Annotated in this window: 10 protein-coding genes; 5 read left to right on the top strand and 5 right to left on the bottom strand. The window is 71.5% G+C overall.

Features of this window, described 5'->3' with window-relative positions; genetic code table 11:
- Window positions 1–84 precede the first annotated feature (84 nt).
- The 3 genes from FGF04_RS22760 (at window position 85) to FGF04_RS22750 (ending at window position 7293) form a co-directional block, all read left to right on the top strand.
- Window positions 85–816 carry a VIT1/CCC1 transporter family protein gene (locus FGF04_RS22760; RefSeq protein WP_149513139.1) on the top strand — a complete coding sequence of 244 codons (732 nt, stop codon included), beginning with the start codon at window positions 85–87 and terminating at the stop codon, window positions 814–816.
- A 401-nt stretch (window positions 817–1217) separates the two neighbouring features.
- The gene (gene gltB / locus FGF04_RS22755) at window positions 1218–5840 is read left to right on the top strand and encodes a glutamate synthase large subunit (protein ID WP_149513138.1); all 4623 of its coding nucleotides are present in this window, start codon (window positions 1218–1220) and stop codon (window positions 5838–5840) included.
- Window positions 5833–7293 carry a glutamate synthase subunit beta gene (locus FGF04_RS22750; RefSeq protein WP_149513137.1) on the top strand — a complete coding sequence of 487 codons (1461 nt, stop codon included), beginning with the start codon at window positions 5833–5835 and terminating at the stop codon, window positions 7291–7293. The genes gltB and FGF04_RS22750 overlap by 8 nt, the downstream gene beginning before the upstream one ends.
- A 159-nt stretch (window positions 7294–7452) precedes the next feature.
- Here FGF04_RS22750 and FGF04_RS22745 read toward each other — a convergent pair whose 3' ends face one another.
- The 5 genes from FGF04_RS22745 to FGF04_RS22725 all read right to left on the bottom strand — a co-directional run bounded on the left by FGF04_RS22745 (window position 7453) and on the right by FGF04_RS22725 (window position 10419).
- The gene (locus FGF04_RS22745; RefSeq protein ID WP_149513136.1) at window positions 7453–7803 is read right to left on the bottom strand and encodes a YbaY family lipoprotein; all 351 of its coding nucleotides are present in this window, start codon (window positions 7801–7803) and stop codon (window positions 7453–7455) included.
- 39 nt (window positions 7804–7842) lie between these two features.
- On the bottom strand, window positions 7843–8103 hold the full coding sequence (locus tag FGF04_RS22740; RefSeq protein WP_149513135.1) for a hypothetical protein: 261 nt from the start codon (window positions 8101–8103) through the stop codon (window positions 7843–7845).
- Entirely contained in the window at window positions 8100–8348 is a 249-nt protein-coding gene (locus FGF04_RS22735) for a hypothetical protein (RefSeq protein WP_149513134.1), read from the bottom strand. The genes FGF04_RS22740 and FGF04_RS22735 overlap by 4 nt, the downstream gene beginning before the upstream one ends.
- A 37-nt stretch (window positions 8349–8385) precedes the next feature.
- Window positions 8386–9465: a Dot/Icm T4SS effector Zinc-dependent metalloprotease LegP gene (legP, locus tag FGF04_RS22730; protein ID WP_149513133.1), complete on the bottom strand. Its 1080-nt coding sequence runs from the start codon at window positions 9463–9465 to the stop codon at window positions 8386–8388.
- Between the two features lie 111 nt (window positions 9466–9576).
- Window positions 9577–10419 carry a chitosanase gene (locus FGF04_RS22725; RefSeq protein ID WP_149513132.1) on the bottom strand — a complete coding sequence of 281 codons (843 nt, stop codon included), beginning with the start codon at window positions 10417–10419 and terminating at the stop codon, window positions 9577–9579.
- Between the two features lie 73 nt (window positions 10420–10492).
- Here FGF04_RS22725 and FGF04_RS22720 point away from each other — a divergent pair, with 73 nt between their 5' ends.
- Both FGF04_RS22720 and FGF04_RS40160 read left to right on the top strand, forming a co-directional pair.
- Complete coding sequence (locus FGF04_RS22720) at window positions 10493–10717, top strand: hypothetical protein (RefSeq protein WP_149513131.1); 225 nt, start codon at window positions 10493–10495, stop codon at window positions 10715–10717.
- A 5-nt stretch (window positions 10718–10722) separates the two neighbouring features.
- The coding region (locus tag FGF04_RS40160) for a hypothetical protein (RefSeq protein WP_188114181.1) at window positions 10723–11890 on the top strand (1168 nt) is incomplete at its 3' end.

The following is an 11890-nucleotide window of genomic DNA, read 5'->3' as shown; positions in this document are numbered from 1 at the left end:
ACGACGTAACTTGGACGTTGTCCAAAAGTAGAAGTGCTCGAACAAGTGGCGAGTACTCCGTCGAGCATCCTGGGAGACCCCCGCATGGCCCTCATCGAGACCGAGGCGGCGCTGCACGAGGCGCACCGCGACAACCACACCCACCGCGACGTCAACGGCGGGTGGCTGCGCCCGGCCGTCTTCGGCGCGATGGACGGCCTCGTCTCCAACCTGGCGCTGATGACCGGTGTGGCGGGCGGCGACGTCTCCCACCGGACCGTCGTCATCACCGGCCTCGCGGGCCTGGCCGCCGGCGCCTTCTCCATGGCCGCGGGCGAGTACACCTCCGTCGCCTCGCAGCGCGAACTCGTCGAGGCCGAACTCGACGTCGAGCGGCGTGAGTTGAGGAAGCACCCGCAGGACGAGGAGCGCGAGCTGGCCCTGCTGTACGAGGCCCGCGGCGTGGACAGCGCCCTCGCCGGTGAGGTCGCCCGGCAGCTGTCCAGGGACCCGGAGCAGGCGCTGGAGATCCACGCGCGCGAGGAGCTGGGCATCGATCCCGGCGACCTGCCCTCGCCGGGTGTCGCCGCCGTGTCGAGCTTCGGCGCGTTCGCGCTGGGCGCCCTGCTCCCCGTCCTCCCGTACCTGCTGGGCGCCACCACCCTGTGGCCGGCCCTGCTGCTCGCGCTCGTCGGGCTCTTCGCCTGCGGCGCGATCGTGGCCAAGGTGACCGCCAGGTCCTGGTGGTTCAGCGGGCTCCGGCAGCTCGCGCTGGGCGGGGCCGCCGCCGGTGTGACGTACGCCCTGGGCAGCCTGTTCGGAACGGCCGTAGGATGACCGGTACCGCCTGGTCGAGCAGCTATGCAAGGGACTGCATAAGTAGCCGTTACTCGGCGGTTTCGAACGCTTAACCACTGGGCATGACCCGTAAGCGCTTCGGGCAATGACGCCCGCACCGCACCGTGAGCCGCACAGCAAGCCGTACATCACACGCGATGGGTGACGTTGCCCGCCGCACCGGGACCGCCGGTCATCGATCTGTCCGGAAAGGTTCCCCCTTCCAGCCGCCACGAGCGGTGCTCCCCGACGCGACCCACGGCGTCCGCATGATGGAACGCGGTATCCGGTTCACGAGAACCGTTCCATCATGTAACCTGCACGAAATTTTGCACCTCTCGCTCAGGGCCAACGTCGTCCCTCTGCTCTATGCATATGCCACGACGACGACGGGAGAGCCGATGCGTACGCCGCGCCAGCCGTCCCAGCACTCCGCGAATGGCCAGAACTGGTCCTTCATGGATGCTCGCCCTGCCGCGCAGGGGATGTACGACCCGCGTAACGAGCACGACGCCTGCGGCGTCGGCTTCGTGGCGACCCTCACCGGTGAGGCGAGCCATGCGCTGGTCGAGCAGGCGCTGACCGTGCTCCGCAACCTGGAGCACCGCGGCGCGACCGGCTCGGAACCCGACTCCGGGGACGGCGCGGGAATCCTGTCCCAGGTGCCCGACGCCTTCTTCCGCGAGGTGGCCGGATTCGAGCTGCCCGAGGCGGGCGCGTACGCGGTCGGCATCGCCTTCCTCCCGGAGGAGACCGCCGCCGAAGCCGTCTCACGGATCGAGACGATCGCCGCCGAGGAGGACCTCACCGTCCTCGGCTGGCGCGAGGTCCCGGTCGCCCCCGGTCTGCTCGGCGCCACCGCCCGCTCGACGATGCCGCACTTCCGGCAGGTGTTCGTGGCTGGGGGCACCTCCCGGACGGAGTCTGGGGGAGGATCCAGCCAGGGCATCGACCTCGACCGCAAGGCGTTCGTGCTGCGCAAGCGCGCCGAGCGCGAGGCCGGCGTCTACTTCCCCTCGCTCTCCGCCCGCACCATCGTCTACAAGGGCATGCTGACCACCGGCCAGCTGGAGCCCTTCTTCCCGGACCTGTCCGACCGCCGCTTCGCCTCCGCGATCGCGCTCGTGCACTCCCGGTTCTCCACCAACACCTTCCCGAGCTGGCCGCTCGCCCACCCGTACCGCTTCGTCGCGCACAACGGCGAGATCAACACGGTCAAGGGCAACCGCAACTGGATGGTCGCCCGCGAGTCCCAGCTCGTCTCGGACCTCTTCGGCGCCGACAAGGACCTGGAGCGGATCTTCCCGGTCTGCACGCCCGACGCGTCCGACTCCGCCTCCTTCGACGAGGTCCTGGAGCTGCTGCACCTCGGCGGCCGGTCCCTGCCGCACTCCGTGCTGATGATGATCCCGGAGGCGTGGGAGAACCACGACTCCATGGACCCGGCCCGCCGCGCCTTCTACCAGTTCCACGCCACGATGATGGAGCCCTGGGACGGCCCGGCCTGCGTCACCTTCACCGACGGCACCCAGGTCGGCGCGGTCCTCGACCGCAACGGCCTGCGCCCCGGCCGCTACTGGGTCACCGACGACGGCCTGGTCGTCCTCGGCTCCGAGGTCGGCGTCCTGGACATCGACCCCGCGAAGGTCGTCCGCAAGGGCCGCCTGCAGCCCGGCCGCATGTTCCTCGTGGACACCGCCGAGCACCGCATCATCGAGGACGACGAGATCAAGGCCGGCCTGGCCGCCGAGAACCCGTACGCCGAGTGGCTGGAAGCCGGCGAGATCGAGCTCTCCGACCTGCCCGAGCGCGAGCACATCGTGCACACCCACGCCTCGGTCACCCGCCGCCAGCAGACCTTCGGCTACACCGAGGAAGAGCTGCGCGTCATCCTCGCCCCGATGGCCAAGACCGGCGGCGAGCCGCTCGGCTCCATGGGCACGGACTCGCCCATCGCCGCCCTCTCCGAGCGTCCGCGGCTGCTCTTCGACTACTTCACCCAGCTGTTCGCCCAGGTCACCAACCCGCCGCTGGACGCCATCCGCGAGGAGCTCGTCACCTCGCTGCGCTCCTCCCTCGGCCCCGCGGGCAACCTCCTGGAGCCGACCGCCGCGTCCTGTCGCAGCGTCACCCTGCCCTTCCCGGTGATCGACAACGACGAGCTGGCCAAGCTCATCCACATCAACGCCGACGGCGACATGCCGGGCATGAAGGCCGCCACGCTCTCCGGCCTGTACCGGGTCTCCGGCGGCGGCGACTCCCTCGCCGCACGCATCGAGGAGATCTGCACCGAGGCCGACGCCGCCATCGAGAACGGCGCCCGCCTGATCGTCCTGTCGGACCGGCACTCCGACGCCGAGCACGCGCCGATCCCCTCGCTGCTGCTCACCGCGGCCGTCCACCACCACCTCATCCGCACCAAGCAGCGCACCCAGGTGGGCCTGCTGGTCGAGGCCGGCGACGTCCGCGAGGTCCACCACGTGGCCCTCCTCATCGGCTTCGGCGCCGCCGCCGTCAACCCGTACCTGGCGATGGAGTCCGTCGAGGACCTGGTCCGGGCCGGCACGTTCCTGCCCGGCATCGAGCCCGAGCAGGCCATCCGCAACCTGATCTACGCCCTCGGCAAGGGCGTCCTCAAGGTCATGTCCAAGATGGGCATCTCCACCGTCGCCTCCTACCGCGGCGCCCAGGTCTTCGAGGCCGTCGGCCTCGACGCGGCCTTCGTGCAGAAGTACTTCAGCGGCACCGCCACCAAGATCGGCGGCGTCGGCATCGACGTCGTCGCCCAGGAGGTCGCCGCCCGCCACGCCAAGGCGTACCCGGCCAGCGGCATCGCATCCGCCCACCGCGCCCTGGAGATCGGCGGCGAGTACCAGTGGCGCCGCGAGGGCGAGCCGCACCTGTTCGACCCGGAGACGGTCTTCCGCCTGCAGCACTCGGCGCGCAGCAACCGCTACGACATCTTCAAGAAGTACACCGACCGCGTGAACGAGCAGTCCGAGCGGCTGATGACGCTGCGCGGCCTGTTCGGCTTCGACTCGGGCCGCGCGCCGATCCCCCTCGACGAGGTCGAGCCCGTCAGCGAGATCGTCAAGCGCTTCTCCACCGGCGCCATGTCCTACGGCTCCATCTCCAAGGAAGCCCACGAGACGCTCGCCATCGCCATGAACCAGCTGGGCGCCAAGTCCAACACCGGCGAGGGCGGCGAGGACCCGGACCGCCTGTACGACCCGGCGCGCCGCTCCTCGATCAAGCAGGTCGCCTCCGGCCGCTTCGGCGTGACCTCGGAGTACCTGGTCAACGCGGACGACATCCAGATCAAGATGGCCCAGGGCGCCAAGCCCGGCGAGGGCGGCCAGCTGCCCGGCCACAAGGTGTACCCGTGGGTGGCGAAGACCCGGCACTCGACGCCGGGCGTGGGGCTCATCTCCCCGCCGCCGCACCACGACATCTACTCCATCGAGGACCTCGCCCAGCTGATCCACGACCTGAAGAACGCGAACCCGCAGGCGCGGATCCACGTGAAGCTGGTCTCCGAGGTCGGCGTCGGCACGGTCGCCGCGGGCGTCTCCAAGGCGCACGCGGACGTCGTCCTGATCTCCGGCCACGACGGCGGCACGGGCGCCTCCCCGCTCACCTCGCTCAAGCACGCGGGCGGCCCCTGGGAGCTCGGTCTCGCCGAGACCCAGCAGACGCTGCTTCTCAACGGCCTGCGCGACCGCATCGTCGTGCAGACCGACGGCCAGCTGAAGACCGGCCGGGACGTCGTCATCGCCGCGCTGCTCGGCGCCGAGGAGTTCGGTTTCGCGACCGCGCCGCTCGTCGTCTCCGGCTGCGTCATGATGCGCGTCTGCCACCTGGACACCTGCCCGGTCGGCATCGCCACGCAGAACCCCGCCCTGCGCGACCGGTTCTCCGGCAAGGCCGAGTACATCGTGAACTTCTTCCGGTTCATCGCCGAGGAGGTCCGCGAGATCCTCGCCGAGCTGGGCTTCCGCTCCGTCGAGGAGGCGGTCGGCCACGCCGAGGTGCTCGACGTCGCCCGCGCCGTCGACCACTGGAAGGCGCAGGGCCTGGACCTGTCCCCGCTCTTCCACGTGCCCGAGCTGCCCGAGGGCGCGGCCCTGCACCAGACCGTCCAGCAGGACCACGGCCTGGAGAAGGCGCTCGACAACGAGCTGATCAAGCTCGCCGCCGACGCCCTGAACGCGACCGGCGCCACCGACGCCCAGCCGGTCCGCGCCCAGGTCGCCATCCGCAACATCAACCGCACGGTCGGCACCATGCTCGGCCACGAGGTGACCAAGAAGTTCGGCGGCGCGGGCCTGCCCGACGACACCGTCGACATCACCTTCACCGGCTCCGCCGGCCAGTCCTTCGGCGCGTTCCTGCCGCGCGGCGTCACGCTGCGCCTGGAGGGCGACGCCAACGACTACGTCGGCAAGGGCCTGTCCGGCGGCCGGGTGATCGTCCGCCCCGACCGGGGCGCCGACCACCTCGCCGAGTACTCCACGATCGCGGGCAACACCATCGCGTACGGGGCCACGGGCGGCGAGCTCTTCCTGCGCGGCCGCACCGGCGAGCGCTTCTGCGTCCGCAACTCCGGCGCGACCGTGGTCTCCGAGGGCGTGGGCGACCACGGCTGCGAGTACATGACCGGCGGCCACGCCGTGGTGCTCGGCGAGACGGGCCGCAACTTCGCGGCCGGCATGTCCGGTGGCATCGCGTACGTCATCGACCTGAACCCCGACAACGTCAACGCCGGCAACCTCGGCGCGGTCGAGGCGCTGGACGACACCGACCGGCAGTGGCTGCACGACGTCGTGCGCCGGCACCAGGAGGAGACGGGTTCGACCGTCGCCGAGAAGCTCCTGGCCGAGTGGGACACCGCGGTCGAGCGGTTCAGCAAGATCATCCCCAGCACGTACAAGGCAGTGCTCGCCGCCAAGGACGCCGCCGAGCGAGCCGGACTCGACGAGTCCGCTATCACCGAGAAGATGATGGAGGCGGCGACCAATGGCTGATCCCAAGGGCTTTCTGAACCACGGGCGAGAGGTCGCCAGGACCCGCCCCGTCGAGGAGCGCGTCAAGGACTGGAACGAGGTCTACGTCCCGGGCTCCCTCCTGCCGATCATCCCCACGCAGGCCTCGCGCTGCATGGACTGCGGCATCCCGTTCTGTCACAACGGCTGTCCGCTGGGGAACCTCATCCCCGAGTGGAACGACTTCGCCTACCGCGAGGACTGGTCCGCCGCCTCCGACCGGCTGCACGCCACGAACAACTTCCCGGAGTTCACCGGCCGGCTGTGCCCCGCCCCCTGTGAGTCGGCCTGCGTGCTGGGCATCAACCAGCCGCCCGTGACCATCAAGAACGTCGAGGTCTCGATCATCGACAAGGCGTGGGACAGCGGGGACGTCGCCCCGCAGATCCCCGAGCGCCTGTCCGGCAAGACGGTCGCCGTCATCGGCTCGGGCCCCGCGGGCCTGGCCGCCGCCCAGCAGCTGACCCGGGCGGGCCACACGGTCGCGGTCTACGAGCGCGCCGACCGCGTCGGCGGCCTGCTGCGCTACGGCATCCCCGAGTTCAAGATGGAGAAGCGGCACATCAACCGCCGCATCGAGCAGATGCGCGCGGAGGGCACCCGCTTCCGCACGGGCGTCGAGATCGGCCGCGACCTCAAGGCCACCGACCTGCGCAAGCGCTACGACGCCGTGGTGATCGCGGCCGGCGCGACCGTCTCCCGCGACCTGCCGGTCCCCGGGCGCGAGCTGAACGGCATCCACTTCGCGATGGAGTACCTGCCGCTCGCCAACAAGGTGCAGGAGGGCGACTTCGTGGCGCCCCCCATCACCGCCGCGGGCAAGCACGTCGTCGTCATCGGCGGCGGCGACACCGGCGCGGACTGCGTGGGCACCGCCCACCGCCAGGGCGCCGCCTCCGTCACGCAGCTGGAGATCATGCCCCAGCCGAGCGCGGACCGGGCCCCGCACCAGCCCTGGCCGACGTTCCCCATGCTCTACAAGGTGACCTCCGCGCACGAGGAGGGCGGCGAGCGGGTCTACTCCGTCTCCACCACCCACTTCGAGGGCGACGAGGACGGCAACGTCCAGTGGCTGCACCTCGTCGAGGTCGAGTTCGTCGACGGCAAGCTGACCCAGAAGCCGGGCACGGAGCGCAAGATCCCCGCCCAGCTGGTCACCCTCGCCATGGGCTTCACCGGCACCGACCAGGCGAACGGACTGGTCTCCCAGTTCGCCCTCGAACTGGACGAGCGCGGCAACATCGCGCGCGACGCCGACTACGCGACCAACGTCCCCGGCGTGTTCGTCGCCGGTGACGCCGGGCGCGGCCAGTCCCTCATCGTGTGGGCCATCGCGGAGGGCCGCTCGGCCGCCCGCGGGGTCGACCGCTTCCTGACCGGTGCCAGCGAACTGCCGGCGCCGGTGCGGCCCACGGACCGTTCGCTGATGGTCTGACACCCCACGACGGTCCGACGCTCCACCCCAACAGACGTCCCGTACAACGGCGTACGGAACTGAGCGCGGCGCCTGCCCTTGTCCCCGACCGGACCTGGTGGGCGCCGTGGTGCGTCCGGCCACGGGGGATCACGGGGGATCACGGGGAATCACGGGGGATCAGGCGGGCGGCGGAACGGGGCGCAGGCGGACGGTCACCGGGGTCTCCTGATGGGTCACCGGCGACGACTCCACGGTCAGCGCGTCGCCCGTGTCGACCGTGCCGCTCCCGGAGCGGTCCAGGTGCGCGTCGACGACGACGCGCCGGCGCGCGCCCCACTCGGCCGACAGCCGGAAGGGCACGCTCACCGTGCCCTCCCCGTCGTACGTGAAGTGCTCGACGACCACCGCGGCGAGTTCGCGCGCGGGCGCGTCCGCCTGCGTGACGTCCAGCACCCGCACCCGCAGCACCGCGTCCCGGAAGGGGCCGAGACGGGGCGTCACCAGCACCTGCCCGCTGACCGTCGTCATCCCGACCCCTTCCCGCCGTGCACCGTCACCCGCCGTCGCTCAGGAGTTGAGCACCGCGTACCGGGCCTCGATGTCGACCGGCCCGCCCGTCAGATTGCGGATCTCGATGAAGTACTTCACCAGGCTGGACGCCTGACGGTCGACCTGCACCTTCCACTCGACCTGCGCGTTGCCGTCCACCAGGGGCCAGGTCGGCACGACCGTCCAGTCGACCCGCCACGCCTCCGGCCAGCTGTGCGTGAACCACCGCCGGCTCGTGTTCGCCGGCACCTGACCACGGAACTGCACACCCAGAATCACGATCCTCCCCCTTCCGGGGCCTCGGGCGCGGCCCCGCCGTCCTTGAGACTCTCCGCCGCGGGGACGTTCCCCACGGACCCGCCGTCCTCCGCCCCGCCCAGCGGCGCGTACCCGGCGCCCGCGAACGCGGGTCCGCCGATACCGCTGCCCGTCCCGGTGACGACCAGCCCCGCCGGGGTGACGGACGCGGCGCCCAGGTCCGGCGCGGGGCCGGCGTCGTCCGCGTCGGCCCAGATCTCGGACACGGCCTGAATTCCTGTCGGTTGCACGTGACCTCCCCTGTCAGGTGGCGTTGGCGCCCCAGCCGAGCACGTCGTAGCGGGCCTGGACGTCGACCGGTCCGCCCGTCAGGTTGCGGATGTTCAGGAAGTACTTGAGCAGCCCGCCGGACTGCCGGGTCACCTGGACGCTGCTCTCGATCTGCGCGTCCCCGTCCACCACGGGCGCGGTCGGCACCACGGTCCAGACGACGTACCAGTGCGACGGCCAGCTGTGCGTGAACCACCGCCCCACCTGCCCGGCCTCGACCCGCCCGGAGAACTGGACACCCGAGAAGCGCGCCGCCGACTCCAGGTTCGCGTACATCGTCCGTACGGCCAGGCAGTCCCCGGGGCTCAGCCCCGCCCGCTGCCCGATCTCGACGTTCTGCAGGGGCACGATGGTGTCCTGGTTGTTGCTGGAGAACGCCCAGCGCGGGTAGTGCATGATCGAGTGGTAGTCGTACGCGCCGACGTCGTCGCCGTCGGTGATGTGCTGGTTGAAGTTGTGCGCGAACCCCTGCTCGATGTTCTGCCAGTTGATGGTGACGAAGCTGTCCCGGTCCTCCCGGCTCTGTTCGTGCCACAGCCCGACCGCGTGCCCGATCTCGTGGATGGCCGCGCCGAGCTCACAGCCCGCGCCCAGCGTGATCTGCTGGACGGCACCCCGCCTGCCCACGGACGAACTGCAGCCGGAACCCGGGCGGAAGCGGACGAAGTCCGGGTACTGGTCCTGGTTGTCGGCGGTGCGCCGCACGAAGCGGACACGGGTGTTGCGCTGCCAGTGCTCGATCGCTCCGGTCACCCGGGCCTGGTCGGGCAGCGCCGCGTCGATCTCGTACGGGACCACTCCGTTCGGCCAGCGGAACTGCTGGCCGGGAATGATGGCCCCGTTCTCCTCCAGCGCCACCGCCTCGGCGGCGTTGACCTGCTTCGACTCGATGAGGTCGAGGATGATGTCGCCCTCGAAGACGGGCTGCCCGTCCACCTCCGTGTACTGCACGGCCTTCGGTCCCTTGCCCGCCAGCTGTACCAGACCCGCCTGCACCTCCGGGCCGACCTGGTACGGGCCGAACCCCGGACCCGCGGCCGTATCGGTTGTCATGCCTCCCCCTATCGACGGCGTTCCTCCACTGGTGGTGAGGTGCTCAACGTCGATGAGGTGTGCCGCTGCGTCAATAGCGGGCGTGAGCGGCTATCCCCTCGCACCGGAGCGCTAGGGCACGCGGTACGTGGTGCCGTAGACCTCCCACTCCAGCGGGGTCTCCAGGTCCAGGTTGCCGTCGTAGAGGAAGCGGCGCTGGGCCGTGTCCACGCGGGAGGTGTCGCGGCCCTCCTCCTTCATCGTGCTGCGGCGCACGTCCAGGAAGATGTCCAGGTACGCCTTCTCCCTGCCGCCCTCCGCGGGGGTGTCCGCCTCGGCCATGGCCCGCTTGCGGATGCCGTAGAACCCGGGGTCGGTGCCGGGCCCGTGCATCACCATGGCGTCGTAGTAGACGAACTGGCCCAGCGCGCCCAGGCCGTCGCGCTTCGCCAGCCGGACCGCCGGGTCGAAGTACACCCGGTCCCGCTCGGCGTCCTGTGCGCGCTTGAACGCCGGCTTCTTCGACTCCGCCTTCCAGGCCGCCTCGAAGCCGGCCCCCAGACCGTCGTGGGAGTCGGAGCCGTCCACCTCCCGCAGGGCGGGCAGGTAGCGGGCCAGGGCGTTGTCCGGGTGGGACTTCGTGTAGCGCTCGACCAGGACGAGCAGGTCGTGCGTACCGGTGGTGAAGCCGATGATGCCCGCGGTGTACCCGCGTCCGTCGCCGATGTCCTCCACGTAGTCGTACTGGGCGCGCCAGTCGAGGCTGGAGTTCTCCGCGCTGGACACGATCCGCTGCGCCAGGTCCTTCTTGTCCGGCGCGTCCAGCCCCTCGGCCCCGGAGGCGGCCGCGGCGCTGGACCGGGCCTCCGTCCGCACGCCGTCGCCCTTCCCGCCGGATGCGCCGGATCCGCCGGAGCAGGCCGCCACCGCGACGAGGGGGACGAGGGCGAACAGGAGACGGCCAGCGCGTTTCATGCGCAAAGAGTACGATCGCCGCAGGGTGCCGTGCCGCATCGGGTGGACTGTCTGTGAGCGCCGGGGAGGGCCTGTGAGCGCGGAGGAACTGGCGCTGTTGCGAGCGGAATTGGGTGGTCCGCTGCCGGACGGCTTCGCCGCGCTGGACGGGCCGCAGGCCCTGCTGCTGGCCGGGTCGCTGCGCCGGGCCCGGGAGCGGCGGGCGTCCGGCCTGGACGAGGCCGTCGAGGACGCCCTCACCCTCGTACCGGCCCTGACCAGGGAACCCGTCCGCCGGATGCTGTTTCCGCAGGGGTAGCGGGCATGGAGATCTCGGACGGGGGCGCTTCGCGTGACGGCGCCTCGCACGGCGGTGGCCTGCAGGGTGACGGCCCGCACGAGGGCGCCTCGCACCACGGCGTGCCGCAGGGTGACGGCCCGGACGGCGGTGGCCCGCACGAGGGCGCCTCACACGACGGCGCCTCGCACCAGGGCGTCCCGCAGGGTGACGGCCCGGACGGCGGCGGTCCGCAGGAGGGCGTCCTGCACGAGGGCGCTTCGTGTGACGGCGTCCCGCAGGGTGACGGCCCGGATGGCGGCGGCCCGCACGAGGGCGCCTCGCAGGGTGACGGCTCGCACGGTGACAGTGCGTACGGTGATGTTCTGCGGCGCAGGGCCGAGGCGTTGAAGCTCGCCCGGCTGCTGGACGTCGAGCCGGGGCGGCTGGCCTTCCTCGAAGAGCTGCCCGCCGACGACGTGCGCCTCTTCCGCGAGCGGGCCGTCGCCGCGCTCTTCGACGACGACCGCGGGCTGTACGACCGCGTCGCCGGCATGACGCGGCTGCTGCCCGCCGGGGTCGCCGCGGGCATCTCGCAGAAGGCCCTGGGGCCACGGCTGGCCGCCGCGCTCGCCGGGCGCCTCGAACCGGGCCGCGCGGCCGAGATCATCGACCGGCTCCCGGCCGCGTTCACGGCCCGCTGCTGCCACCACGTCGACCCGCGCCGGATCGCCGGGATCATGGGCCTGCTGGACGACGACCTCGTCGTGCGCATCGCCCTCGTCCTCGCCGAGCGCGGCGACCACCTCACGATGGGGCGGTTCGTCGGGCACCTGCGGGACTCGGCCCTGCGCAGCATCCTGCCGCGGCTGGAGGAAACGACTCTGCTGCGTACGGGGTTCGTCATCGACCACCCCGAGCGGCTCGGGCACATCGTCGCCCTGCTGGACGACGAGCGGCTCTCCGCGGTCATCGCGGCCGCCGCCGACCACGCCCTGTGGCCGCAGGCGCTGGCCGTCGCCGGCATGGCGGGGGACCAGCGGGCGCGGATCGCCTCGCTGACCGCGGCGCAGCCCGAGGCGCGGCTCGACTCGCTGATCCGGGCCACCGCCGAGCAGGACCTGTGGGAGTCGCTGCTGCCGATCGTGTCGTTGCTGGGGGAGGACGAGCTGCGGGCCGTGGCCGCGTTGCCCGCGCTGCGGGAGGCGGGGGTGC

It is taken from the genome of Streptomyces apricus (genome assembly GCF_008369065.1).
GTDB lineage: Bacteria > Actinomycetota > Actinomycetes > Streptomycetales > Streptomycetaceae > Streptomyces > Streptomyces apricus.
Note: the sequence above shows the minus strand (reverse complement) of the source record. Positions and strands in the feature narration are given on the sequence as shown.

Coding starts and splice junctions, on each gene's coding strand:
- gltB (WP_149513138.1), top strand. CDS start 1,218: ATGCGTACGCCGCGCCAGCCGTCCCAGCACTCCGCGAATGGCCAGAAC.
- legP (WP_149513133.1), bottom strand. CDS start 9,465: ATGACAACCGATACGGCCGCGGGTCCGGGGTTCGGCCCGTACCAGGTC.
- FGF04_RS22745 (WP_149513136.1), bottom strand. CDS start 7,803: ATGACGACGGTCAGCGGGCAGGTGCTGGTGACGCCCCGTCTCGGCCCC.
- FGF04_RS22760 (WP_149513139.1), top strand. CDS start 85: ATGGCCCTCATCGAGACCGAGGCGGCGCTGCACGAGGCGCACCGCGAC.
- FGF04_RS22725 (WP_149513132.1), bottom strand. CDS start 10,419: ATGAAACGCGCTGGCCGTCTCCTGTTCGCCCTCGTCCCCCTCGTCGCG.
- FGF04_RS22750 (WP_149513137.1), top strand. CDS start 5,833: ATGGCTGATCCCAAGGGCTTTCTGAACCACGGGCGAGAGGTCGCCAGG.